Source organism: Micromonospora sp. DT233 (assembly GCF_049841815.1).
Classification (GTDB): Bacteria; Actinomycetota; Actinomycetes; order Mycobacteriales; family Micromonosporaceae; genus Micromonospora.
Map to the genome: position 1 here is coordinate 709,871 of NZ_JBNCLB010000002.1, position 23,288 is coordinate 733,158.

Consider the following 23,288-nt stretch of genomic DNA (forward strand, 5'->3'; position numbering starts at 1 on the left):
CACGGTCACGCCGGGACCTTGGCGACGGCGTCGACGACGGTGCGGAGCAGGTCGACGACGCGTGGGCCCCAGCGCGAGGCGATGTCGTCGTCGAGCGCGACGACCTGGTTGTTCCGGACCGCGGTGACGCCGGCCCAGCCGCTGCGCGCCTGCACCGTCTCGGGGGTCTGCTTGCAGCACTTGGTGTCGGCCAGGAAGACGAAGTCGGGGTCCGCCTTGACGATGATCTCCTGGGAGAGCTGCGGGTACCCGCCGCTCTTGCCGTCGGCGTCCGCCGGGTCGGCGATGTTCTCCAGCCCGGCGAGGGCGTAGATCGAGCCGATGAAGGTCTTGCTGGTCACGCTGTACAGCTCGGTGTCCAGCTCGTGGTAGTAGGTCAGCTTCGTCGCCCGCTGCGGCAGGTCCTTGGTCAGCTTGGCGATGTCGTCCTTCATCCGCCGGACGACGTCGGCCGCCTCGTCGGCGTGGCCGGTCAGCGTGCCGAGGTCGGTCAGCTCCCGGTAGGTGTCCTCCAGCGTGGTCGCCGCCGGGGTGCGCAGCACCGGGATCTTCAGCGCGGTGAGCTGCGAGACGATCTTGTTCATGTCGTCGGAGACGACCACCAGGTCGGGGTTGCGGCCGGCGATGGCCTCGGCGTTCGGCTGGAAGCTCGACAGGTCGCTCTTCGGGGCCTCGGGCGGGTAGTTCGACTGGTCGTCGACGGCGGTGACCTGCTGGCCGGCGCCGATGGCGAAGAGCATCTCGGTCGCGGTCGGCGCCAGCGAGACGATCTTCTCGGGGCGCTTGTCGAGGGTGAGCCCGCCGGCGGTGGCCGGGAAGACCCCGGCGGCCGGGGCACCGGTGACGGGGGGCTCGTCGGGGCCGGTCTCGGCGCAGGCGCCGAGCGCGAGCGCGGCGACCGCGAGGGTGGCGGCGAAGATCCGGGGGGTACGTCGGAACACTGGTCCTCCTGTCGGTCGAGGCTGTGGTGCTTCGCCGACAGGAGCCGTGGTGCCGAGGCCCGTCCGCGAGGCGCCCTTCCTCGAAGGCGCGTGTCGCGACCGCTCCGCAGGCGACCTGGCTCAGCCACACCCGTCGGCACCGGCCGGTCGGCCGACGCCTGGTCGACGCCGACCCCGAAAGGGGGCCGGACGCCACGGTGGGGCATCACAGTTGCGGGACAGCGCCGGGTTCTCACCGGCTTCGCTGCGGATCGGTCGGGTGCCACGGTAGCGCACCCGGCGGACGGCCGAGGCCGTGGTGGCGCACCCGGCGAACGTTCCTGCCCGGTCGTCCCGTGGCGGCCCGTTGCCCCGTACCCGCAGGCAGGAACCCGCCGGACCGACGACGCCGGCGGGGCCCGGGGTGGGCCCCGCCGGCGCGGCCGCCGGTCAGGCGCAGTACTGCGTCTGCTTGTTGATCACCCGGTACGGGCAGTCGGCGTACTCGGAGAGCAGCAGGACCGCCTCCTTGTTGCGCGCGGTCTGCGCCGGGATGATGTCGTCGGGCGGGTAGAAGCCGCCGCCGGAGCCGGACGACCCGGGATACATCTCGAAGGTGTACGCCCAGATCTTGTGCGTCGCCCAGAGCCAGTCGAGGCTGTCGCCGTCGGTGATGTAGAGGTCGCTGGACTGCTGCGGGGTGTAGCCGTTGCTGGCCGCCATCCGCTGGCCGAGCGTGGCGAAGGTGTTGTACTGGTCGGTGGTCATCCCGGTGGCGGTGTTCGCCGTGGTGTAGCCGAACGGCCAGAGCACGAGCTGCGAGTACGTGTGGAAGTCGATGTTGGCCTTGATCTGCTGCACGCCGCCGACGACCCGGCCGTTGACGAAGTCACGCAGCGCCTTGGTCTCCGGGGCGGAGAAGGCGGACGGGCCCCGGTAGGTCAGCGACGACGCGCTGCCCGACGAGCCGCCGCAGCAGCCCCACTTGTAGCCCCAGTTGCGGTTCAGGTCGGTGCCGATGGCCGTCGAGCCGCTGTTGGGCTGCCGGTTCTTGCGCCAGGAGCGGTACGAGCCGGTGGCGATGTCGTACTCGCTGCCGTCGGGGTTGACCGTGGGGACGATCCAGATCTCCCGGGAGTTGACGATGTTCTTGATCCGGGTGTCGCTGCCGTAGTTGTCGGTGAACAGGTTCAGCAGGTAGATCGCCATCTCGACGGTCAGGTGCTCGCGGGCGTGCTGCTGGGAGTTGAAGAGGATCTCCGGCTCGGCCTCGTCGGTGCCGACGTTGTCGGAGATCTTCACCGCCATCAGGTCGCGACCCTCGTAGGAGCGGCCGATGCTGGTCTTGCGGGCGATGGTCGGGTGGTCGGCGACCACCTTGTTGACCACGGCGGTCAGCTCGGCGTAGTCGTGGTAGTTGGAGTCGGCGGAGGGGAAGCCGTTGGCGCCGATCTCCCCGGCGGGCGGGGCGGGGACGGCCTCGGCCCGGAAGCCGAGCCGCCGGATCGCCGCCGCCTCCTCGGCGGTCGCCGTGACGTGCAGGACGCCGTGCTCGCTGGAGTCGACGGCGGCGCCGGTGCGGGCCACCAGGTTGCGCTCGGCCAGGGTGCGCGGGCCGTGGACGAGGTACTCGACGGCGGCCGGCTCGGCGGTGCCCTCCGGGGCCGGGCGGGCGGAGACCGGCCCGGTGACGACGGTGAGGCCCAGGCCTGCGGCGGCGGCGAGGACCACCGCGCGACGCAGGCGGACGGGGATGCGCAAGGCCATGGACAACCTCCTGAGGTACGGGGGAGATCCCGCTACGTGGTGCGAACTTCACCACGCGTCACATGGTCATATCAATATCTCTCACTATCTGATCCATCCCGACCTGATCCTCACACCGGCAATCGTTTTCCATCCGTCAACGTATGGCGAAACTTCCCTGCGCACGGGATAGTGACCGCAAAGCAGCACTTGACCCGCCTCACCTCGCGGAGATCCCATGGTCAGCAGAGCCCTGCGCGCGGTCGCCCTCGTCGGCGTCGCCGCGCTCGCCCTCGTCGGCACGACCGCCCCCGCCCACGCCCACGGCAAGAAGCACCACTCGGTCACGCACGACGAGCAGATCACCTTCCAGGAGTGGTCCAGCCTCCCCGGCTGGCTCTCCGGCACCCACCGGGGCACCCGGCCCGCGCTCACCCCGCGCCCCGCCCTGACCATCGGCCGGCCCGCGGGCACCACCCAGTTCACCGATGAGCACACCGGCACCACCGCCACCTGGGAATACTCCACCTGGACCTCGCCGAGCACCCGGGTCGGCTTCGACGCCACCGAGCTGGTCGCGTCGTGGAACGCCGACACCCCGGCGGGCACCTGGATCCAGGTCGAGATGCAGGGCACCTACAACACGGGCACCAGCACCCCCTGGTACGTGATGAGCCGCTGGGCCTCCGGCGACCAGGACATCAAGCGGGCCACCCTCGACGGTCAGGGCGACCCGTACTCCAGCATCTGGACCGACACGTTCTCGATCGACGACGCCGAGGCCGGCGTGCTGCTGCGGTCGTACCAGCTGCGGCTCAGCCTGTACCGCAAGCCCGGCCAGACGGCGTCGCCGAAGGTCCGGATGCTCGGCGCGATGAGCTCGAACATCCCCGACCGCTTCACCGTGACCCCCAGCAAGGGCGGCATCGCGTGGGGCACCGAGCTGCCCGTCCCGGCCCGCTCCCAGATGATCCACAAGGGCAACTACCCCGAGTGGGGCGGCGGCGGCCAGGTCTGGTGCAGCCCGACGTCGACCACGATGGTCCTGGAGTACTACGGCAGGAAGCCCTCGGCCCAGGACATGTCCTGGATCACCCCCGGCTACGTCGACCCGCAGGTCGCCCACGCCGCCCGGATGACCTGGGACTACGAGTACGAGGGCGCCGGCAACTGGCCCTACAACACCGCGTACGCGGGCAGCTTCGCCAACACCGACGCCCGGGTGACCCGGCTGCACTCCCTCGACGAGGTGGAACGCTTCGTCAAGGCCGGCATCCCGGTGATCACCTCGCAGTCGTTCCTCGGCACCGAGCTGGACGGGTCGAACTACGGCACCTCCGGCCACCTCTTCGTGGTCGTCGGCTTCACCGCCGACGGTGACGTCATCGTCAACGACCCGGCCTCCTCGTCCAACGCCGAGGTGCGCAACGTCTACAAGCGCGAGCAGTTCGAGCAGATCTGGCTGCGCACCAAGCGCTACCGGGCCGACGGCACCGTGGCCGGCGGGTCGGGCGGCATCGCCTACCTGATCAAGCCGGCGAACCGGGCGTGGCCGTACGTGCCGGGCTCGACCAACTGGTAGTCGGCGGAGCCGACCGGGGAGCCGCCGACGACGCCGGCTCCCCGGTCACCGCCCGACGGCTGTCTGGTCGGTCGGCGGGCCGCTTCGACTGTCCGCCGGTCGGCGGGCCGCTTCGGCTACTTGCCGTTCGGCTGCTGGTCGTCGCCGGCCAGCGCGGAGCGCAGCCGCTCCTTCTCGGCGCGGCGGCGCTGCGCCGCCCCGGCCATCTCCTCGGCCATCTCGTCGCGCCAGCCGCGCAGCAGCAGGAACGAGAGCGTGGCGGAGAACGCCAGCGCCAGCATCAGTTGCAGGAAGATGTTCATCCCGATCGGCAACAGCGCCACGAAGACCACCGCGAAGAGCCCGATCCGGCCCAGTGTGTACTTGACCGCCGCGCTCACGTCCGCACTCCGTTCTCCAAGGCTCAGCCCGTCCGCCGGGCCAGCCAGTGCACGCCAGGGAACCACACCACCGCGTAGAGCACGGTGAACGCCGCCGCCGCGAGCCCGCCGGAGAGCAGCGGCGGCAGCCCGTCGGCCAGGCCGGCCACCAGCAGCCCGCCGACCACGGAGAGCGCCACCGCCGCCAGCGCGGCCACCACCCGGGCCGCCCCGAACTCCCAGGACCGGAAGTCGTCCCAGTAGAACCAGGCGGGCAGGATGATCGCCAGCCAGCCGTTGGCCTGACCGAAGTCGCCCGCGCCGACCGTGGCGAAGCCCCAGTCGAAGAGCAGCAGCGCCAGCAGGCCGATCACCAGGCCGGCGAGGCCCACCCCGAGCAGGTCGCCCAGGGCGACCACCCGCCCCTGGGCGTCCCGCCGGGGAAACCCGCCCGCCTGCGGCTTGCTCGACTCGCTCATGACCTAGGAGGGTACGGGCCGGTCAGGCCCAGACCTGCTGCGGCTCGGAGCGGCGCTCGGCCATCGGCGTCGGGGCGTCGTACTCGCGGACGACCTCGTAGCGGGTGTTCCGCTCGACCGGCCGGAAGCCGGCGTCCCAGATCAGGTGCAGCAGGTCGTCGCGGTGCATCGTGTTCGGGGTGCCGTACGAGTCGGCGTCGTGGGTGATCTTGTATTCCACGACCGAGCCGTCCAGGTCGTCGACGCCGAAGTTGAGCGAGAGCTGGGCCACCGAGAGCCCGTGCATCACCCAGAAGTTCTTCACGTGCGGAATGTTGTCGAAGAGCAGCCGGGAGACCGCGAAGGTCTTCAGCGACTCCGCCGGCGAGGCCATCGTGGTGCGGGCCTGGATCCGGTTGCGGATCTTGCCGTCCGCCGAGTCGACGAAGTCGTGCTGGTAGCGCAGCGGGATGAAGACCGCGAAACCACCGGTCTCGTCCTGGAGCTCGCGCAGCCGCAGCACGTGGTCGACCCGGTGCCGGGGCTCCTCGATGTGGCCGTAGAGCATCGTCGCCGGGGTCTTCATGCCCTTCGAGTGGGCCAGCGCGTGGATGCGCGACCAGTCCTCCCAGTGGCAGTCGTGGTCGACGATGTGCTGGCGGACCTCCCAGTCGAAGATCTCCGCGCCGCCGCCGGTCAGCGACTCCAGCCCGGCGTCCATCAGCTCGTCGAGGATCGCGTCGGCACTGAGCCCGCTGATCTTCTCGAACCACTGCACCTCGGTCGCGGTGAAGCACTTGAGCTTGACGTTCGGCAGCGCCGCCTTCAGCTCGCGCAGCACCTTCGGGTAGTAGCGCCAGGGCAACGTGGGGTGCAGGCCGTTGACGATGTGCAGCTCGGTGAGCTGCTCGTCCTCCATCTCCTTGGCCTTGCGGACCGCCTCGTCGATCCGCATCGTGTACGCGTCCTTCTCGCCCGGCTTGCGCTGGAACGAGCAGTACGCGCACGACGCCGAGCAGACGTTGGTGAGGTTCAGGTGCCGGTTGACGTTGAACATCACCCGGTCGCCGTTGAGCTCGGTGCGCCGGTGGTGGGCCAGCCGGCCCAACCAGGTCAGGTCGTCGCTGTCGTAGAGCGCGATCCCGTCCTCGCGGGTCAGCCGCTCCCCCGCGTACACCTTCGCTTCGAGCTCGCGCTTGAGTCCGGCGTCCATCGAAAAGCCACGTCCCTTCCACCTGCGGTCCCGTCGAGCCTACGTCGGACCGCCGCGGAACCGTCGGGTCGGGCGACGTCAGCGACGTACCTCACCGAACTCACAGCCGGTTGTTACCCGTTCTCGCATCGACATCTTTGCCTCTTTGCGGTAAGACAGGATGGGTGGCGGCCGCACTAGGGTCCGCCCCCGTCCGCCGCGCCACCCGAGCGCGGCCCACTGACTCACGCCACATGAGGAGCGCAATGGTGCAGAGCCAGCAGACGCGACGACGACGGCGGAGGGCTCCCCTGTTCTCCCCGGTGCTCCGACCGATGCTCTGGTCCGCCCTGCTCAGCGCCGTGGCCACGGCCGCGCTCGTCACCCCCGCCTCCGCCGCTCCACTGCCCGACGCCGTCCCCGACACCGGTTCGCGCCCGGTCCCCTCCGCCGGCCTGCAACTGCCCGGCGTGAACGGCCCCGGCACCCCCGGGGCCCCCGGCGCGGGCACCCCCGGGGCCCCCGGCGCGGGCACCCCGGGTCTCCCCGGCGCGGGCACCCCCGGTCTCCCCGGCGCGGGCACCCCCGGCACGCCGACGACGCCCCTGGGCAACGGCCCACTCGCCCTGGCGATCAGCACCGCCGAGACCCAGGTGGGCCTGCTCGGCAACCAACTGCTCGGGCTGCGCCAGACCCGCGCCGAGGCGGAGGCCCAGCTCACCACCGCCAACCAGAACCTCAAGATCGCCCGCGACGCCCTGGCCCGCGCCCAGCAGGGTGCCGACACCGCCGCGGCGGGCGCGTTCAAGGCCGCCGCCGCGCTGCCGCCCGGCCAGTTCGCCCGGGATCTGCACGGCCTCAGCGTGCTCTCCCGGATCAACCGGGGCGAGGAGGCCGACGGGGCGACCACCGCCGCCGCCGGCGAGCTGGCCCGGTCCCGCGAGGCGGAGCAGGTCGCCTACCAGGCGTGGCAGGCCGCCGACACTCGGGTGCGCACCGTCCGTACGCAGTACACCGCCGCGGAGCGTGCGCTGCGCACGCAGGAGGCGAGCCTGCTCAAGCTGCGCAAGGACAACGCCGCGCAGATCATCCTGCTGGAGAGCCAGCAGGAGGCGATGGAGCAGCAGCTCGGCGCTTCCTACGTCCAGGGGCAGAACGCCAACGGCCTCACCGCCAGCCCGGTCGCGCTGGCCGCCGTGCGCTACGCCCTGGCCCAGCTCGGCGACCCGTACGTGTGGTCCGAGGAGGGCCCGAACGCCTTCGACTGCTCCGGCCTGATGTGGGCCGCCTACCGGTCGGCGGGCTACTACCAGCTGCCCCGGGTCTCCCGCGACCAGTACTACGCGACCCGCAACCGGGCGGTGAGCCAGAACGCGCTGCTCCCCGGTGACCTGCTCTTCTTCGCCTCCGGCCGCAGTTGGACGACGGTCCACCACGTCGGGATGTACATCGGCGGCGGCAAGATGGTCCAGGCGCCGACCACCGGCCAGACCGTGAAGATCTCCGTGGTCGGCTGGTCCCGGCTCTACGCCGCGACGCGGGTCGTCGGGGCGGTGCCGGGCCCGGCCGTGCCCGCTCCCAAGCCGCCCGCCCCGAAGCCCACGCCCAAGCCCACGCCCAAGCCCACGCCGAAGCCCACGCCGAAGCCGACGCCAAAGCCCACGCCGACGAAGCCCACTCCCGGGCCGACGCGGCCGTCGCTCCCGCCGAAGCCGCCCTCCCCGAGGCCGACGACCCCGTCGCCGACCCCGCCGCCGTCGACCCGACCGCCGTCCCCGTCACCGTCGCCGTCCGCGCAGTCGAGCAGCCCGGCATCGGGGGAGAGCGGCTCTCCGAAGCCCGCGACGAGCAACGCCGGCTGAGCTCAACCGTCCACTCCGACTGTGCTGCCTGGCTGGGATGTGGCACCGTGACACCAGACACCTCCGGCCCGATGCCACGGGCACTGAGGCGAGTGTGAGCACGGAGGACGACGATGGGCGAGCAAGAGGTTCCGGCGGAGACGGCCGACCCCGGTTCCACGCCCGACCCCACCGGCCGAACAGTCGGCTCGGCAGGCGCGTCGAGCGACGTCGGGTCGGATGAGCACCCTCCGGTGACAGCCGCCCCATCCGGCCCCGCCGTTTCCACCGCCTCGGCCGGCCCGACCGGCTCCCACGGTCCGGACGCGGAGTCCGGCTCGACCAGCCCCGCCGGGTCGACCAGCCCCGCCGGGTCGACCAGCCCCGCCGGGTCGACCAGCCCCGCCGGGTCGGCCGGACGGGTGGCGATGCCGGCCGTGGCCGCTCGAGCCCGGGTGAGCGTCGCCCACGCCGCCTCGCCGGAAGGGATGCCGCTGCCGGCCACCGGCAGCGGCGGAACCACGTACCGCGCGGGTTCGCCGACCGGAGAGCGCCACACGATCACACCCGGTGCCGCCGCCGGGAGCCCGGTCGCGCCCGGTGCGGACGGTGGCGGTTCCCCCGACTCCGGTGCGGGCACCCCGGCGGATGCCCGGCCGGCGCCCTTCGTGCCGAGGCAGCGCACGGGCGAGAACCACCCCGGCGACGACTCCGCGGTCTCCTCCGCCGGGTCCTCGACAGCTCGCGCCAGCGTCCAGGTCCCCGGCCTGAACCGGGTATCCGCAGGTGAGGCGGCCGACGAGGCACGCCGGGCGGCCGGGTCCCCGGGCTCCGCCGGGCGCTTCAGGGTGGGCGGGCCGACGCAGGGCACCCCCACGCTCTACCGGTCGGCCCCCGTCGGTCCCGGGCCCTCGGAGCCGGCCCAGCCCTCGGAGCCGGCCCAGCCCTCGGAGCCGGCCGAACCGCCGTCGCCGCCCGTTCCGGAACCTGAGCCCGTCCCCGCGCCCGTGCCGCCCCTCCCCGGGCCGAACCCGCCGACGCCGCCGGTCCCGGGCCCCACCCCGCCGTCGCCGAACCCGCCGGTCCCCGAGCCCACCCCGCCGGGTCCCGGGCCGATTCCGCCCGGCCCCCAGCCGCCCGTACCCGGCCCGAACCCGCCCGTTCCCGGGCCGATTCCGCCCGTTCCCGGGCCGCCGGCCCCGCCCCCCGGGCCACCGATTCCGCCGCCGCCCGGCCCGATCCCGGCACCGCCCTTTCCGCCGCCCCCGCTGACCTCGGCCTCGGCCTCCGTTTCGGCTCCGGGTGCCGGTGGCGGGCCCAACCGCCCGGCTTCACCGACCTCCGCACCGCCGGCCCCGGCCGCCTTCGCGGGCTGGCCGCCCTCGTCGACGGACACCTCCGGTCCCGGCCCGCAGCAACCGCCGTCCCCGGCCCCGCCCACCACGCCGCCGGTCGTTCCCGCTCCCGCGCTGCCCAGTTGGCCACCACCGACCGAGCCTGCCTCGCGCCGGGGGCACCCGGCGGAACAGGCCGGGAAGTCGACGTCGGGAGCGCCGGTCTCCGGCGTCCCCGGCTCGGGCACACCGGCCGGCGGCCTCTACGGCGCCGCCCCCACCACCGCCTGGCAGACCAAGCCCACGAGCGAGGCGTCCGGCGGCAGGTTTCCGACGGGGACGACCGGCCGGCCGGATCTGCGGACCACCGACCTGGCCAGCACCGCGTACGGCACCGACGGGCCGGGATTCGCCACGATCTCCCTGCCGGCGGGGAACCCGAGCGAGAACTCCGGTTCGCTGACCGGGCACATCCTCGCCCAGGGCTGGGCGGACACGCCGACTCCCCGGTCCAACACCGCCAAGGTGGTCGTCGTCCTGGCGGTCTCCCTCGGCCTGCTCGTGGTGATCGGCGTGCTGTTCGTCCTGTTCGCCGGCGACGCCATGGACGGGTTGGTAGGTGGCCTCCTCAACAACTGATCCGCGTCGGCGGTGGTGAATCCGCCCACTACGGTGTCGTGGTGCGGTGGCGGGTTTGCCGCGTCGCCGTACACTTGTCTCTGATCACTGACCTGGCGTGCCCGAAGGCACGCCCATGGGCGATCTTGCGGGCGATCCGGCGGCGTTGAGCTGCGGCAGGCCATCGCGAAGATGCGCCCCGCCCGAAAGGTATTTCTTGACCACCTCTGCTGATCCCGGCATGTCCCCGTCCGCTCTCGACTTCCCGGCCGAGGAGAACCTCCCGGTCACCCCGGACGGCGCCGCCGCATCCGAGCCCACCGCCGACGCGCCCGTCGAAACGATCGTCGACGCCGACGCGATCGTCGACGCCGACGCGATCCTCGACGCCGACGCCGACGACGACGCCGACGACGCGCCGGCCGACGATCTCGACACCGAGGTCGACTTCGCCTCGCTCGGGCTGCCCCAGGCGCTCGTGCAGGCGCTGCACCGGCAGGGCATCACCGCGCCGTTCGCCATCCAGAAGGCCACCGTCCCCGACGCCCTCGCCGGCCGGGACGTGCTCGGTCGGGGCCAGACCGGCTCCGGCAAGACCCTCGCCTTCGGCCTGCCGCTGATCGCCCGGCTCGCCACCCGCAACCGGGCCCGCCCGCTGCACCCCCGGGCCCTGGTCCTGGTGCCCACCCGGGAGCTGGCCATGCAGGTCAACGACGCGCTCGTGCCGCTCGGCAAGGCCGTCGGCGTCTTCCTCAAGACCGCCGTCGGCGGCGTGCCGTACGACCGGCAGGTCGACGCCCTGCGGCGCGGCGTGGAGATCGTCGTGGCCACCCCCGGGCGGCTGGGCGACCTGATCAACCGGGGCGTCTGCAACCTGACCGACGTCGAGGTGACCGTGCTCGACGAGGCCGACCAGATGGCCGACATGGGCTTCCTGCCGGAGGTCACCGAGCTGCTGTCGAAGACCCCGGCCGACGCCCAGCGGCTGCTCTTCTCGGCCACCCTCGACGGCGACGTCGACTCGCTGGTCCGGCGGTTCATGACCGATCCGGTCACCCACTCGACCGACCCGGCCACGGCTGCGGTCTCCACCATGGATCACCACCTGCTGCTGATCCCGCCGCACGAGAAGTTCGCCGTGGCGGCCTCGATCGCGGCCCGGCCCGGCCGGACCATGTTCTTCGCCCGCACCCAGCTCGGCGTGGACCGGCTGGTCGAGCAGCTCGCCGCCGTCGGCGTACGGGCCGGTGGCCTGCACGGCGGCAAGACCCAGCGGATGCGCACGAAGACCCTGGCGGAGTTCCGCGAGGGCCGGATGAACGTGCTGGTCGCCACGGACGTGGCCGCCCGGGGCATCCACGTCGACGGGGTGTCCCTGGTGCTGCACGTGGACCCGCCGAAGGACCCGAAGGACTACCTGCACCGCGCGGGGCGTACCGCCCGAGCCGGCGAGTCCGGCGCGGTGGCCACCCTCGTGCTGCCCAAGCAGCGTCGCACCACCCTGGCGATGATGGAGAAGGCCGGCGTCGCGCCGGCGGAGAACCGGATCCGGGTTGGTGACGCGCTGCTGACCGAGCTCACCGGCGCCCGCGAGCCCAGCGGCGTGCCGGTGCGCGTCGAGTCGGTGGAGCCGCGCCGCTACGGCGACCGGCCGTCCGGCCCGCGTCAGTTCGCCGACCGGGGCGAGCGCCGCTACGGTGACCGGCCGTCCGGCCCGCGTCGCTTCGACGACCGGGGTGAGCGCGGCTTCGGCGACCGGCCGGACCGCTCCGGCGGGGACCGCCGCTTCGGCGACCGACCGACCGGCGACCGCGGCTACGCTGCCCGCCCCACCGGCGACCGCGGCTACGCTGCCCGCCCCACCGGCGAGCGCGGCTACGGCGACCGCCCGACCGGCGAACGGCGCTTCGGCGACCGCGACGACCGGGGCGAGCGCCGGTTCGGCGACCGGCCCAGCGGCGAGCGCGGCTACGGCGACCGCCCCACCGGCGAACGGCGCTTCGGCGACCGCCCGACCGGCGACCGCGGCTACGCTGGCCGCCCGACCGGCGAGCGCGGCTACGGTGACCGGGACGCACGCCCCGAACGCCGCTACGACGACCGGCCCACCGGCGACCGTGGTGGCTACGGCGACCGCCCCACCGGCGAGCGCCGCTACGACGACCGGCCCACCGGCGAGCGCCGCTTCGGCGAGCGCGACGACCGGGGCGAGCGGCGCTTCCCCGAGCGCGGTGAGCGCGGCGCGGACCCGCGTGCCGGTGCCGCGCGCGGCGGATTCCGGGCCGAGGGGCGCGGGCGCGACGACCGGCCCCGCGAGGAGCGACGCGGGTACGGGGGACGGCCGCCGGCGCGTACCCACTGATCTGTCGCAGCACCGGAAACGCCGTCGCGGAGCCCACGCTCCGCGGCGGCGTTTTCGCATGCGCTGCCGCCACCAGTGCCGTGGCGTAACGTCCCGTTCATGCCGAGCTTGCCGAAGTCGCTCTTCTGGGCCCGCACGGACACCGCCGGGGCGGAGCACGCCGTGCTCGACGAGGGCAACGGGCTCACCGCCCGGGGCGTCGCGGTCGCCGTCGACCCGATCCCCTACACCTGCCGCTACCAGGTGGCCACCGGGCCGGACTGGGTGACCCGCCGGGTCGAGGTCGAGGTGGAGGGGGCGGGCTGGCAGCGGAGCGTACGGCTGGAACCGGCGGGCGGCCGGTGGCGGGTGCGGACCTCCGAGCAGGGCGACCTGGATGCGGCGCTGCGGGCGGCCGGGCGTCCATCGGCCGGGCTGCCGGGCACCGACGAGGAGGATCGGCTGGCCGACGCGCTCGACGTCGACCTCGGCGGCTCACCGCTGTTCAACACCCTCGCGGTACGCCGGCTCGGGCTGGCCGGCGCGACCCCGGCGACGACCCACCGGGTCACGGTGGCGTGGGTGCTGGTGCCCAGCCTGGCGGTAGTCGCCGCCGAGCAGGTCTACACGGCGCTCGGCCCGGGACGGGTCCGCTTCACCAGTGGCACCTTCGCCACCGAGTTGGAGATCGACCCCGCCGGCTGGGTGATCCGGTACCCGGGCCTGGCCGAGCGGGTCACCGCCCGCTGAGGCCCCCGGCCGGTGAGGCCGCCGCCCGCTGAGGCCCCGCCCGCTGAGGCCCCCGGCCGGCCGGGACAGGGCCGGCCCGCCGCTCACGCCGGCCAGGTGCCGGTGGCGAGGAAGCGGTCGATCGTGGCCAGGTGCGGGGCGAGGTCGAGGCCCTGCCGGGCGACCCACTCGTCGGCGTAGTAGGTGTCCGCGTAGCGGTCCCCCGGGTCGCAGATCAGGGTGACCACCGAGCCCGTGCGGCCCTCGGCGAGCATCTCGGCGATCAGCGAGAACGCGCCCCACAGGTTGGTGCCGGTGGAGCCGCCCACCCGGCGGCCCAGCAGCGCCGAGCCGGCCCGCATGGCGGCCAGGGAGGCCGCGTCGGGCACCTGCACCATGCGGTCCACCACGGCGGGCAGGAACGACGCCTCCACGCTGGGCCGACCGATGCCCTCGATCCGGGAGCCCTGGCCGGTGCGCACCGACCAGTCACCGGCCTGCCAGGCCGGGTAGAAGGCCGAGTTCTCCGGGTCGACGACGCAGAGCTTGGTGGGCAGTCGGCGGTACCGGGTGTAGCGGCCGATGGTCGCGCTGGTGCCTCCGGTGCCGGCCCCGACGACGATCCAGGCCGGCACGGGGTGCCGTTCCAACGCGAGCTGCGCGTAGATCGACTCGGCGATGTTGTTGTTGCCCCGCCAGTCGGTGGCGCGCTCGGCGTAGGTGAACTGGTCCATGAAGTGCCCGCCGGAGCGCCCGGCGAGCCGGCGGGCCTCGACGACCACCTCGGCCGGGTCGGCGACCAGGTGGCAGCGCCCGCCCTGGAACTCGATCTGGGTGATCTTCTCGGGCGAGGTGGACGCCGGCATCACCGCGATGAACGGCAGCCCCAGCATCCGGGCGAAGTACGCCTCGGAGACCGCCGTCGACCCCGACGACGCCTCGACCACCGTGGTCCCGGGGCCGATCCAGCCGTTGCAGAGCCCGTACAGGAACAGCGAGCGGGCCAGTCGGTGCTTGAGCGAGCCGGTGGGGTGCACCGACTCGTCCTTGAGGTAGAGGCCGATCTGCCACTGCCGGGGCAGCGGGAACGGCAGCAGGTGGGTGTCGGCGGACCGGTTGGCGTCCGCCTCGACGGCGGCGATCGCCTCGGTCACCCACCTCCGGCTGGCCTCGTCGCGCCCGTCGAGATGAGTCATGCTCGCAAACGTAGCAAGCGAATCCGCCCAGCTCACCGCCGGTTCGCCGGGCGTCAGGCAGTGGGCGCGTGAGGCGGTGGGCGCGTCAGGCGGTGGGCGGGGTGATCGGCTGCGGGCGGTTCTCCCACTTGGTCGACAGCGCGATCCCGGTGCGGGTGGAGGCCACGCCCGGGGTCCGGTTCAGCCGGACGATGAGGTGTTCCAGCTCCGCGATGGTGCCCACCCTGGCCTTGAGCAGGAACGACTCGCGTCCGGCCATGAAGTAGCAGGACTCGATCTCGGGCATCGACCGGAACGTCTCCAGCACGTCGTCGGTGTCCCCGCCGGAGTCCTCGACGATCCCGATCAGCGCGGTCACCCCACGGCCGACGGCCTCGGCATCCACCTCCGCCCGATAGGCCCGGATCACCCCGCTGTTCTCCAGCTTGCCCACCCGCTCGTGCACGGCTGGAGCGGAGAGGCCGACCTGGCGGGCCAGCTCCGCGTACGACAGTCGGGCGTTGCCCTGCAACAGCTCGACGAGGCTTCGGTCGATGGCGTCCACGGACTGTGACCCTAGTGGTCCGGGCGTAACGTCCGACGCGCGGCACACGTTGCACATGACAGCAGGTGAGTGTCCACGGACCACGCGTCAGAGAGGCCCGTCGCCGGTAACATTTACTAACTTCCCACTCAGTGCTTTTTTCGCGTTTGGCGGACAGGCCAGGTCGCTGGTGCTGTAATTGCCATACGTCCCTCATGACGGCTCTGGGCTCGCACCGGCCGGGGGCAGTGTGTTCAGCCGGGGGCTTCGTCGACGCGAGGAGGGGGCTGTGGACACTGGAGATCGCCTGCTGACACCGGGTGAGGTCGCTGCGCTGTTTCGGGTGGACCCGAAGACTGTCACGCGGTGGGCAGCGGCCGGCCGGATCGGCAGCATCCGGACTCCAGGCGGGCATCGCCGGTTTCGGGAATCCGAGGTGCGGGCCCTGCTGGAAGGGGAGGGCATGCTGGACGAGGCGGACGACATCGGGAAGACCCGTAACGCCGGCCCCGCAGCGCCCACCGGCCCCGGCCCGACCAACGCCGGGATGTACTGACCAGGTGCACTGACGGGCACGCGGGCCGGTCCGCCCGGTCCGCGTCCCGACACACGCGCCGGTGCGCTCAGCGGCGGCCGGCGCCCAGCTCGCCGGCCCACCGGCGGAACAGGGTGTGCGGCACGCCGAGGGCGTCGAGCACCTTGCCCGCCACGAAGTCGACGAGCTGCTCGGCGGAGGCGGCCGCCCCGGCGCCGTAGAAGCCCGGGCTGGCCGGCAGCACCACCGCCCCCGCGTCGAGCAGGGCGATCAGGTGCTCCAGGTGGCTGCGGGTCACCGGCGTCTCGCGGGGCACCACCACCACCGGCCGGCGCTCCTTGAGGTTGACCTCCGCAGCCCGCTGCAACAGGTCCTTGGAGAGCCCGATCGCGATGCCGGCGCAGGCCGCGGTGCTGGCCGGGACGACCGCCATCCCGCGTACCCGGTAGGAGCCGCTGCTGGGGCCGGCGGCGAGGTCACCGGGGGGCCAGTGCCGCAGGTCGTCGTCGGCCAGGTCGCGGCCGAGCCAGGCCGCCAGGTCGTCGGCCCAGTGCGCGTCGCGGAAGGCCCGCCCGGTCTCGTCGAGGATGGTCAGTCGGGCGGCCCGGGAGACCACCAGGTCCACCGCCTCGCCGGCGTCGAGCAGCGCCCGCACGACGGCCGCCGCGTACGGCGTGCCGGACGCCCCGGAGACTCCCACCACCCATGGTTCACGCATGCCTCCAGCCTGCCTGGTCCGCGCCCGCGCCGCGCCGTGGCCCCACCTGCCGCCCGGTCCGGGGAACGTGCCGGAAACCGATCTCTGCCATGCTCGGAGTGGTGGATCACCGCTGAGCAGCGACCGGAGGAGGCGGTAGGACCGATGACGGCGGCGGCAGCCCGTGCACTACGCGCCGAATGTCCCCTTCCCTCCCGGCGGTCCCCGCACACCCAGGCGGCCCAGGAGTGGCTGGCCGGCTGGGTCCGCCGCTTCGACCTGCCGCTGGACGACGTCGCGCTGCGCCGGTTGGACGCCGGTCGCATCGCCTGGTACGCCGGCCGGCTCTATCCCGACGCGAGCGCCGTCGACCTGCGTACGGTCTCGGCCCTCTGGACCTGGTTCTTCCTGCTCGACGACGCCTGCGACGGGCCGCACCGGGCCAGCGGCCCGGAGGTCGCCGCGTTGCGGGCCGGGGTGCTCCGGGTGCTGCGCGACGGGCCCCGCTCCCGCCCGGCGGGGTTCCGGGGGCCGCTGCGCCGGATGCTCGTGGACGCCTGGCGGGTGCCGCGGACCCGGATGCCGCCGGCCTGGCAGCAGCGCTTCGTCGACGCCGTCGCGGAGCACCTGGCGGGCAACCGGGTGGAGGCGGAGAACAAGGCCCGGGGTCACGCCCCCGGCGTCGCCGAGTACGTCGCGCTGCGCCGGGCCACCTCGGCGGCGTACGTGTCGTACACGATGATCGAGTTCGTGACCGGTCACGCGCTGCCGGACGCGGTCTACCACCACCCGGCGCTGCGGGCGCTGGCGGCCACCGGCAACGACCTGCTCTCCTGGTTCAACGACCTGGTGTCGCTGGAGACCGACCGGGTCACCTCGGGCGGGCACAACCTGGTGCTGGCCATCGCCCGCGAGCAGGGGCTGCCGGAGGATCAGGCCGTGGCGGCGGCGGTGGAGCGCTGGCGCGCGACGATGGGGCGGTTCATGCAGCTCCGGGCCGCGATCCCGGCCTTCGGCCCGGAGCTGGACCCGGCGGTCGCCGCGCACGTTGTGGGGATCGCCGACTCGGTGCGCGCGACGATCGACTGGTCGCTGGAGAGCGACCGGTACTCGGCCTCCGGGACCTGACCGGGGAGACCGGCCGGTCGGGTCCCGGGGTCCGGCGACGCCGGTCGGGTCACGGCGTCCGGCGACGCCGGTCGGCGAGGCTGTTGAGCAGGGCGGCGGCGGTGCCGGCGCCAGCGACCGTGACGACGACCGAGCGTCCGCCGGTCCGCTCGACCAGCAGGCCCTCGCCCGCACGCAGGACGATGCCGAGCCGGCCGCCGCGCCCGACCCGCCAGCCCCAGCCACCGAACTCGCGCACCGGGCGGACCTGGACGACACTGGCGCGGAGCACCTCGTCGAGGGGGACGCGGGTGCGCGGCCAGCCGGTCGACGATCGGACCAGCAGGCCGGTCTCGTCGACCCGGACGGTGAAGGCGAACATCACCACGAAGAGCCCGACCAGCAGCGCCGCGACGATCAGCAGCCCCCACATGCCGCTGACGACGGCGAGGCCGACCAGCACGACGACGGACAGGGCACCCACGACCACGACAGCCGGACCCGCGTCGGTGTGCCCGATCCATACCGCCCGTTCGCTCGTCGCCAGGGGGACGCGGGCCGCCTCGGCCGCGACGGGTGCGCCGGTCGGCTGGGGCGGATCACCGGGCAGGAGCAGGCCGACGAGCACGGCCGGAGCGAGGGAGCCGACGAGCGCCAGGGTGAGCGTCCCGCCGATGCCGCCGGCGTCGCGCGCATCGGCCAGCCCGAGCTGCGCGTGCAGGGTGCCGAGTTGGAGCAGCGCCATGAAGAGCGCCGCCCAGATGGCGGTGGCCGCGCCGACGCGGCGGTTCACCGCCGACTGCCCCCACAGCGTCGTGACCGCTCCGAAGCCGAGCACCAGGAGTGCGCCGAGGCCGAAGCCGCCCCAGAGAGAAGCGTCGAGGGACGTGAAGCCGTCGGGCTCGCCCCGGACTCCCCAGTGCGTGGCGACCGGGTCGGGCAGCTCGGCACGCCAGGAGAGGGCCACGGCGGCGGCCACGGCCAGGATCGAGAGCCCGGCGGCGGTGACCGCCAGGCCGACGCGGCGCGTCCGCCGGTGCGGGACGCGGGATTGCTCGGTGCCGGTGGTCATGATGCGAACGCCTCCTTGAGGAGGGTGGCCGTGGCTTCCGGGGAGAAGCGCAGGGCCCGGGCCTCGCGCACCACCTCGTCGATGGCGGCCAGCAGCTTGGCGTGGTCGGCCGCGGGCCGGGCGGTGACGATGGCGCCGCGACCGCGCCGCAGCTCGATCAGCCCGTCCTCCCGGAGCAGTTGGTAGGCGCGGAGCACGGTGTGCACGTTGAGGTCGAGCGAGGCGGCGAGTTCCCGGGCGGCGGGCAACCGCTCGCCGGGTTGGAGCACGCCTTGGGCAACAGCGAGGCGCACCTGCGAAACAAGCTGGGCGAAGAGCGTCTCGTTCAGCGAGGGGTCGACGCGGAAGAGCATGTCCAAAGACTACTTGTTCTAGTGCTAACAGAACAAGCAGTCATGCTGATACGCGAACGGCGGCGGTGCCCGATCGCACCGCCGCCGCTGCCGCCACCCCTGCGGCGGTCAGGCCCGCAGGCCCAGCCGGATCACCAGGTCGAGCAGGGCGAAGACGAAGAGCGCGATGCCGACGAAGCCGTTCGCGGTGAAGAACGCCCGGTTGACCTTGCTCAGGTCGGTCGGGGTGACCACCACGTGCTGGTAGCCGAACGCGACCGCCGTCAGGGCCAGGCCGATCCACCAGAGCCACCCGAACCCGATCAGCGCCCCGAACCAGATGAACGCCGCGAAGGTCACCAGGTGCGCCACGGTGGAGGCGTGCAGGGCGAACCGCAGCCCGTACCGGGCGGGCACGCTGTGCACGCCGATCTCCCGGTCGACCTCGGCGTCCTGGCAGGCGTAGATCAGGTCGAAGCCGCCGATCCAGAGGCCGACGGCCAGCCCGAGCAGCCACGCCGGCCAGGAGCCGTCGAGGGTGCCGGTGACGGCGAGCCACGCCCCGACCGGCCCGACCGCCTGGGCGATCGCCAGGATCGCGTGCGGCCAGTTGGTGAACCGCTTGCCGTACGGGTAGACCACCAGCGGGATCACCGCGAGCGGCGCGAGCACCAGGCAGAGCGGGTTGAGCAGGGCGGCGGCGGCGAGGAAGACCACCAGCGCGACGGCCGCGCCGGTCCACGCCGTCCGCACGCTCACCGCCCCGGTGACCAGTTCCCGGGCGGCCGTACGCGGGTTCCGCGCGTCGATGCGGCGGTCGAGGATCCGGTTGGCGGCCATGGCGAACGTCCGCGCCCCGACCATCGCCACGGTGATCAGCAGCAGGTCCAGCCAGCGCACCCGCCCGCCGTGCACCTGCATGGCGGTCAGCGCCGACAGGTACGCGAAGGGCAGGGCGAAGACGGAGTGCTCGATCGCGACGAGCTTGAGGAAGGACTTGACCCGGCCGGGGCGTGCGGCGGGCTCGGCGACGGTGGCGCTCATCAGATCCCGTACTCCTTCCAGCGCTTGTCGACCAGGGAGACCACCTCGGGCGTCATGGTCATCGACTCCGGCCAGTCGCGGGTGTAGCCCTCCGTGGGGAGCTTGCGGGTCGCGTCGATGCCCGCCTTGCCGCCCCAGAACTGCTGGTAGGAGGCGTGGTCGAGGTGGTCGACGGGGCCCTCGGTGAGCAGCAGGTCGCGGGCGTAGTCGACGTTGCCGAAGGCGCGGAACGCGACCTCGTGGTAGTCGTGCACGTCGCAGTCCTCGTCGACGATCACGATCAGCTTGGTCAGCGACATCATGTGCGCGCCCCAGATCGCGTTCATCACCTTCTGCGCGTGCTTCGGGTAGCGCTTGCGGATCGACACGATCGCGCAGTTGTGGAAGACCCCGGCGGCCGGCAGGTCGTAGTCGACGATGTCGGGGATCAGGAAGCGCAGCAGCGGCGCGAAGATCCGCTCGGTGGCCTTGCCGAGGCCGTGGTCCTCCTGCGGCGGCTGGGAGGTGACGATCGAGTGGTAGACGGGCTCGCGCTGCATGGTCATGCACTCGACGTGCAGCACCGGGAACGGCTCCACCGGCGTGTAGAAGCCGGTGTGGTCGCCGAACGGCCCCTCGGGGAGCCGCTCGCCCGGCTCCAGGTACCCCTCCAGCACGATCTGCGCGTGCGCCGGCACCTGCAGCGGGACGGTCAGGCAGTCGACCATCTCGACCCGCTCGCCGCGCAGGTAGCCCGCGAACAGGTACTCGTCGATGTCGGCCGGGAGCGGCGCGCTGGCCGCGTACGCGACGGCGGGGTCGGTGCCGATGGCGATGGCGACCGGCAGCCGCTGGCCGAGCCGCTCGGCGACCGCGTGGTGGGCCGTCGAGTTCTTGTGGATCTGCCAGTGCATGCCGATGGTGTTGCGCGAGTGCTGCTGGAGCCGGTAGAGCCCCAGGTTGCGCTTGCCGGTCTCCGGGTGCTTCGTGTGGGTCAGCCCGAAGTTGTGGAAGATCCCGCCGTCGCCCGGCCAGATCTGCAACCCCGGCAGCCGGCCCAGGTCGACGTCGTCGCCCCGGTAGACCACCTGCTGGCAGGGGGCGGTCTTGACCTTCTTCGGCGGCATCGACTTGAGCTGCATGACCTTGCCGAGGCCGTCCATCATCCCGGAGAAACCCATCGGCAGCTCCGGCTTGAGCATGTTGCCGATCCGCTCGCCGACCTCGTCGAGGCGCTCCACCCCGAGCGCCATCGCCATCCGCTTCTCGGTGCCGAAGAGGTTGATCACCACCGGCATCTCGCCCCGCGTGGGCCGCTCGAAGAGCAGCGCCGGCCCGCCGGCCCGTACCGTCCGGGTGACGATCTCGCTGATCTCCAGCGTCGGGTCGACCGGGACGCTGACGCGCCGCAGCTCCCCCGCCCGCTCCAGGGCCGCGAGGAAGTCCTTCAGGTCGCTGTACGGGAAGCCACGTGCCGCCATGACAGCCAGTCTCCCGCACCACGGCAGGCACCGCCCACGCCGGGTGGGGCCCGGACGTGTGCGTCTCCCCACCCGACCGCCGCTCGTTGGTCCGGGTGGCGGCGGCCGGGTGGTCGGCCGGCGGCATCGAGACGGGGGCGGCGATGGGCGACGGACGGGTTCCGGCGGGGTTCACCGAGCAGCGGGCCCGAGTCGGCGACGTGGCGATCAACTACGTCCGGGGCGGTCGGGGGCCGACCCTCGTGCTGCTGCACGGCTATCCGCAGTGCTGGCGGATGTGGCGCGGGCTGCTGCCGGAGCTCGCCGAGTCGTACCAGGTGATCGCCCCCGACCTACGCGGCTTCGGCGACAGCGACGCCCCACCCGGCGGGTACGACAAGTTGACCCTCGCCGCCGACCTGCACGGGCTGCTGACCGGCCTGGGCCTGACCGGCGACCTGCGGCTGGTCGGCCACGACGTCGGGACCATGGTCGCGTACGCCTACGCCGCCGCCCACCCCGACGACGTGTCGCGGCTGGTGCTGACCGAGGCGCCGATCCCCGACGAGAGCATCTACGCCTTCCCGGCGCTCACCGCCGCCGGGCCGGGGGTGTGGAACTTCGGCTTCTTCAACCTCGCCAACGGCCTGCCGGAGGAGCTGGTGGCCGGCCGGGAGTCGCTCTGGGTGGACCGCTTCACCGACTCACTCATGATCCAAAAGGGCAGCATCGGCGCGGACGACATCGAGGAGTACGCCCGGCACCTGCGCGACCCGGCGCACCTGCGGGCCAGCTTCGCCTACTTCCGGGCCTTCGGGCAGGACGTCGCGGACAACGCGGCGTACCGGGAGCGACCGTTGCCGATGCCGGTGCTGGCCGTCGGCGCGGCGGCCAGCCTCGGCGGGCAGATCGCCGACCAGGTGCGCCGGTACGCCCGCACGGTCGACGGCCACGTGGTCGAGGAGTGCGGCCACTGGCTCTTCGAGGAGCGCCCGACCGAGCTGACCGCCCTGCTGCTGCCCTTCCTACGCGGCTAGGGCCGGGGTCAGCGGGTGCGGGCCATGGTCACGAAGGCTCGCCAGGCGGCCGGGGCGAAGGTCAGCACGGCACCGGCGCGGTCCTTGCTGTCGCGGACGGCGACCACGCCGGGAAGGTTGTCGGCCACCTCGACGCAGTCGCCGCCGTTGGTGCTGCTCCGGGTGCTGGTGCGCCACCGCGCGCCGGTCAACTCCATGACTTCGCCACCTCCGCCAAGAGATCGATGGACTGCCGGGGCGGGAGCGCCTCGCCCTGGATCGACTCCCAGGCCGACCGGACCGCCAGCACGTCTTCGACGTGGTCGATCACCTGGCCCTTGAGCTGATCATCCAGATAGCCGACGTCCTCCCCGCTGGGCAGCGTAGCCAGCACGAAGGCCCCCGCGACACCCGGATACGCGCCGACTTCGGCGGGGACGACGTGCAGCCGCACCCGGGGGTGCTCGGTGGCCACCTTCACCAGGCGCAGCAGTTGCTCCCGCATCACCAGCGGGCCGCCGACCGGGCGGCGCAGCACGTGCTCGTCGAGGACCGCGACGAGCTGCGGCGGGCGCTCCCCGGCGAGCACCGCCTGCCGCTCCAGCCGCCCCTCGACCCGTCGCTCCACCTCCGGCTCGTCGAAGAGGCCGACGCTGCGGAAGAGGGCGCGGGCGTAGGCCGCCGTCTGGAGCAGCCCCGGCACCACCGTGTTCTGGAACGAGCGGAGCACGGTGGCCTGCCGCTCGTTGGCCTCCCACTCCCGCATCCACTGCGGCGACCCGAACCGGGCCAGCATCCGGGCGAACGCGCCCCCGGTGTCGAGCGCCACGTCGACCAGGCCCCAGAAGTCCGGCGGCGGCTTACGCGCCCCGGTCTCGACCATCGCCACGGTCGACGGCGAATAGCTGATCGCCTTCGCCAGGTCCTCCTGGGTCATCTTCCGGGCGGCCCGCATCTCCCGCAGCTCCTCGATCAACACCCGTAGGCGCTCGTCCATCCGCACGTCTCCTCACCATCGCGTCCCGCGTTCCTCACGGCCCTCACCGGCGACCCCGCCCGGCACACAGGGCGACCGATCGCCTTCTCACCGTAGCGGCGTCCTGGCCAGACTGTGCACAACGGAACCGCCCGGATCCGACCCGAAAGGACGGGCGCAACCGTGGCGGGGCCGTCCGGCACGTCGGCGACGGACGGCCCTGCCATCCAG

At 73.2% G+C, this 23,288-nt stretch carries 21 protein-coding genes and 1 pseudogene; 7 read left to right on the forward strand and 15 right to left on the reverse strand.

All coding sequences use genetic code 11. The annotated features are described in order from the left end of the window. Positions 1-5: 5 nt before the first annotated feature. Positions 6-941 carry an ABC transporter substrate-binding protein gene (locus ACLQ2V_RS07415; RefSeq protein ID WP_425717602.1) on the reverse strand — a complete coding sequence of 312 codons (936 nt, stop codon included), beginning with the start codon at positions 939-941 and terminating at the stop codon, positions 6-8. A gap of 435 nt (positions 942-1,376) precedes the next feature. Then, positions 1,377-2,687: pseudogene (locus ACLQ2V_RS07420) on the reverse strand (M14 family metallopeptidase); the annotation flags it as partial. A 217-nt stretch (positions 2,688-2,904) separates the two neighbouring features. Here ACLQ2V_RS07420 and ACLQ2V_RS07425 point away from each other — a divergent pair. After that, complete coding sequence (locus ACLQ2V_RS07425; RefSeq protein WP_425717603.1) at positions 2,905-4,248, forward strand: C39 family peptidase; 1,344 nt, start codon at positions 2,905-2,907, stop codon at positions 4,246-4,248. A 116-nt stretch (positions 4,249-4,364) separates the two neighbouring features. Here the strand turns inward: ACLQ2V_RS07425 and ACLQ2V_RS07430 are convergent, their stop codons facing one another. From ACLQ2V_RS07430 to mqnE, 3 genes are read right to left on the reverse strand one after another with little or no spacing between them, the layout of a single operon-like run. Next, on the reverse strand, positions 4,365-4,628 hold the full coding sequence (locus ACLQ2V_RS07430) for a DUF4229 domain-containing protein (protein ID WP_425717604.1): 264 nt from the start codon (positions 4,626-4,628) through the stop codon (positions 4,365-4,367). Between the two features lie 23 nt (positions 4,629-4,651). Further along, positions 4,652-5,086 (reverse strand): hypothetical protein, encoded by a 435-nt coding sequence (locus tag ACLQ2V_RS07435; protein ID WP_425717605.1) that lies wholly within the window; start codon positions 5,084-5,086, stop codon positions 4,652-4,654. Positions 5,087-5,108: 22 nt separating this feature from the next. Next, positions 5,109-6,278 carry an aminofutalosine synthase MqnE gene (mqnE, locus tag ACLQ2V_RS07440; protein WP_425717606.1) on the reverse strand — a complete coding sequence of 390 codons (1,170 nt, stop codon included), beginning with the start codon at positions 6,276-6,278 and terminating at the stop codon, positions 5,109-5,111. A 248-nt stretch (positions 6,279-6,526) separates the two neighbouring features. On the opposite strand from mqnE, the gene ACLQ2V_RS07445 reads away from it, so the two are divergent. Further along, positions 6,527-8,119 (forward strand): NlpC/P60 family protein, encoded by a 1,593-nt coding sequence (locus ACLQ2V_RS07445; protein ID WP_425717607.1) that lies wholly within the window; start codon positions 6,527-6,529, stop codon positions 8,117-8,119. 1,576 nt (positions 8,120-9,695) lie between these two features. On the opposite strand, the gene ACLQ2V_RS07450 is transcribed toward ACLQ2V_RS07445, so the two are convergent. Further along, the gene (locus ACLQ2V_RS07450; RefSeq protein WP_425717608.1) at positions 9,696-9,929 is read right to left on the reverse strand and encodes a hypothetical protein; all 234 of its coding nucleotides are present in this window, start codon (positions 9,927-9,929) and stop codon (positions 9,696-9,698) included. Between the two features lie 362 nt (positions 9,930-10,291). On the opposite strand from ACLQ2V_RS07450, the gene ACLQ2V_RS07455 reads away from it, so the two are divergent. Together ACLQ2V_RS07455 and ACLQ2V_RS07460 are read left to right on the forward strand one after the other, a co-directional pair. Beyond that, positions 10,292-12,412: a DEAD/DEAH box helicase gene (locus ACLQ2V_RS07455; RefSeq protein ID WP_425717609.1), complete on the forward strand. Its 2,121-nt coding sequence runs from the start codon at positions 10,292-10,294 to the stop codon at positions 12,410-12,412. A 99-nt stretch (positions 12,413-12,511) separates the two neighbouring features. Further along, positions 12,512-13,141 carry a putative glycolipid-binding domain-containing protein gene (locus tag ACLQ2V_RS07460; protein ID WP_425717610.1) on the forward strand — a complete coding sequence of 210 codons (630 nt, stop codon included), beginning with the start codon at positions 12,512-12,514 and terminating at the stop codon, positions 13,139-13,141. 83 nt (positions 13,142-13,224) lie between these two features. Here the strand turns inward: ACLQ2V_RS07460 and ACLQ2V_RS07465 are convergent, their stop codons facing one another. After that, positions 13,225-14,316 carry a PLP-dependent cysteine synthase family protein gene (locus ACLQ2V_RS07465; protein ID WP_425717611.1) on the reverse strand — a complete coding sequence of 364 codons (1,092 nt, stop codon included), beginning with the start codon at positions 14,314-14,316 and terminating at the stop codon, positions 13,225-13,227. Between the two features lie 85 nt (positions 14,317-14,401). Next, a complete protein-coding gene (locus tag ACLQ2V_RS07470; protein ID WP_425717612.1) occupies positions 14,402-14,860 on the reverse strand; it encodes an Lrp/AsnC family transcriptional regulator in 459 nt (152 codons plus the stop codon). A gap of 268 nt (positions 14,861-15,128) precedes the next feature. On the opposite strand from ACLQ2V_RS07470, the gene ACLQ2V_RS07475 reads away from it, so the two are divergent. Further along, positions 15,129-15,395 carry a BldC family transcriptional regulator gene (locus tag ACLQ2V_RS07475; RefSeq protein WP_425717613.1) on the forward strand — a complete coding sequence of 89 codons (267 nt, stop codon included), beginning with the start codon at positions 15,129-15,131 and terminating at the stop codon, positions 15,393-15,395. Between the two features lie 67 nt (positions 15,396-15,462). Here ACLQ2V_RS07475 and ACLQ2V_RS07480 read toward each other — a convergent pair whose 3' ends face one another. Continuing rightward, on the reverse strand, positions 15,463-16,092 hold the full coding sequence (locus tag ACLQ2V_RS07480) for a UbiX family flavin prenyltransferase (RefSeq protein WP_425717614.1): 630 nt from the start codon (positions 16,090-16,092) through the stop codon (positions 15,463-15,465). 144 nt (positions 16,093-16,236) lie between these two features. On the opposite strand from ACLQ2V_RS07480, the gene ACLQ2V_RS07485 reads away from it, so the two are divergent. Continuing rightward, positions 16,237-17,199, forward strand: coding sequence for a terpene synthase family protein (locus ACLQ2V_RS07485; protein ID WP_425717615.1), 963 nt, complete (start codon positions 16,237-16,239; stop codon positions 17,197-17,199). Positions 17,200-17,248: 49 nt separating this feature from the next. On the opposite strand, the gene ACLQ2V_RS07490 is transcribed toward ACLQ2V_RS07485, so the two are convergent. From ACLQ2V_RS07490 to ACLQ2V_RS07505, 4 genes are all read right to left on the reverse strand, one after another. Beyond that, positions 17,249-18,250 carry a DUF1648 domain-containing protein gene (locus tag ACLQ2V_RS07490; RefSeq protein WP_425717616.1) on the reverse strand — a complete coding sequence of 334 codons (1,002 nt, stop codon included), beginning with the start codon at positions 18,248-18,250 and terminating at the stop codon, positions 17,249-17,251. After that, on the reverse strand, positions 18,247-18,603 hold the full coding sequence (locus ACLQ2V_RS07495; protein ID WP_425717617.1) for a GntR family transcriptional regulator: 357 nt from the start codon (positions 18,601-18,603) through the stop codon (positions 18,247-18,249). Before ACLQ2V_RS07495 ends, ACLQ2V_RS07490 begins: the two co-directional genes overlap by 4 nt. Before the next feature lie 108 nt (positions 18,604-18,711). After that, complete coding sequence (mqnP, locus tag ACLQ2V_RS07500) at positions 18,712-19,626, reverse strand: menaquinone biosynthesis prenyltransferase MqnP (protein ID WP_425717618.1); 915 nt, start codon at positions 19,624-19,626, stop codon at positions 18,712-18,714. Further along, entirely contained in the window at positions 19,626-21,086 is a 1,461-nt protein-coding gene (locus ACLQ2V_RS07505; protein WP_425717619.1) for a menaquinone biosynthesis decarboxylase, read from the reverse strand. The genes mqnP and ACLQ2V_RS07505 overlap by 1 nt, the downstream gene beginning before the upstream one ends. Before the next feature lie 56 nt (positions 21,087-21,142). On the opposite strand from ACLQ2V_RS07505, the gene ACLQ2V_RS07510 reads away from it, so the two are divergent. Beyond that, positions 21,143-22,102, forward strand: coding sequence for an alpha/beta fold hydrolase (locus ACLQ2V_RS07510; protein WP_425717620.1), 960 nt, complete (start codon positions 21,143-21,145; stop codon positions 22,100-22,102). Between the two features lie 8 nt (positions 22,103-22,110). On the opposite strand, the gene ACLQ2V_RS07515 is transcribed toward ACLQ2V_RS07510, so the two are convergent. Both ACLQ2V_RS07515 and ACLQ2V_RS07520 read right to left on the reverse strand, forming a co-directional pair. After that, positions 22,111-22,299: a DUF397 domain-containing protein gene (locus ACLQ2V_RS07515; protein ID WP_425717621.1), complete on the reverse strand. Its 189-nt coding sequence runs from the start codon at positions 22,297-22,299 to the stop codon at positions 22,111-22,113. After that, positions 22,290-23,078: a helix-turn-helix domain-containing protein gene (locus ACLQ2V_RS07520; RefSeq protein ID WP_425717622.1), complete on the reverse strand. Its 789-nt coding sequence runs from the start codon at positions 23,076-23,078 to the stop codon at positions 22,290-22,292. The genes ACLQ2V_RS07515 and ACLQ2V_RS07520 overlap by 10 nt, the downstream gene beginning before the upstream one ends. Positions 23,079-23,288 lie beyond the last annotated feature (210 nt).

What these genes read in the sequence shown, in the direction of transcription:
- ACLQ2V_RS07425 (WP_425717603.1), top strand. Translation starts at nt 2,905, where the DNA reads ATGGTCAGCAGAGCCCTGCGCGCGGTCGCCCTCGTCGGCGTCGCCGCG.
- ACLQ2V_RS07435 (WP_425717605.1), bottom strand. Translation starts at nt 5,086, where the DNA reads ATGAGCGAGTCGAGCAAGCCGCAGGCGGGCGGGTTTCCCCGGCGGGAC.
- mqnE (WP_425717606.1), bottom strand. Translation starts at nt 6,278, where the DNA reads ATGGACGCCGGACTCAAGCGCGAGCTCGAAGCGAAGGTGTACGCGGGG.
- ACLQ2V_RS07455 (WP_425717609.1), top strand. Translation starts at nt 10,292, where the DNA reads ATGTCCCCGTCCGCTCTCGACTTCCCGGCCGAGGAGAACCTCCCGGTC.
- ACLQ2V_RS07460 (WP_425717610.1), top strand. Translation starts at nt 12,512, where the DNA reads ATGCCGAGCTTGCCGAAGTCGCTCTTCTGGGCCCGCACGGACACCGCC.
- ACLQ2V_RS07465 (WP_425717611.1), bottom strand. Translation starts at nt 14,316, where the DNA reads ATGACTCATCTCGACGGGCGCGACGAGGCCAGCCGGAGGTGGGTGACC.
- ACLQ2V_RS07480 (WP_425717614.1), bottom strand. Translation starts at nt 16,092, where the DNA reads ATGCGTGAACCATGGGTGGTGGGAGTCTCCGGGGCGTCCGGCACGCCG.
- ACLQ2V_RS07485 (WP_425717615.1), top strand. Translation starts at nt 16,237, where the DNA reads ATGACGGCGGCGGCAGCCCGTGCACTACGCGCCGAATGTCCCCTTCCC.
- ACLQ2V_RS07490 (WP_425717616.1), bottom strand. Translation starts at nt 18,250, where the DNA reads ATGACCACCGGCACCGAGCAATCCCGCGTCCCGCACCGGCGGACGCGC.
- ACLQ2V_RS07495 (WP_425717617.1), bottom strand. Translation starts at nt 18,603, where the DNA reads ATGCTCTTCCGCGTCGACCCCTCGCTGAACGAGACGCTCTTCGCCCAG.
- mqnP (WP_425717618.1), bottom strand. Translation starts at nt 19,626, where the DNA reads ATGAGCGCCACCGTCGCCGAGCCCGCCGCACGCCCCGGCCGGGTCAAG.
- ACLQ2V_RS07505 (WP_425717619.1), bottom strand. Translation starts at nt 21,086, where the DNA reads ATGGCGGCACGTGGCTTCCCGTACAGCGACCTGAAGGACTTCCTCGCG.
- ACLQ2V_RS07515 (WP_425717621.1), bottom strand. Translation starts at nt 22,299, where the DNA reads ATGGAGTTGACCGGCGCGCGGTGGCGCACCAGCACCCGGAGCAGCACC.
- ACLQ2V_RS07520 (WP_425717622.1), bottom strand. Translation starts at nt 23,078, where the DNA reads ATGGACGAGCGCCTACGGGTGTTGATCGAGGAGCTGCGGGAGATGCGG.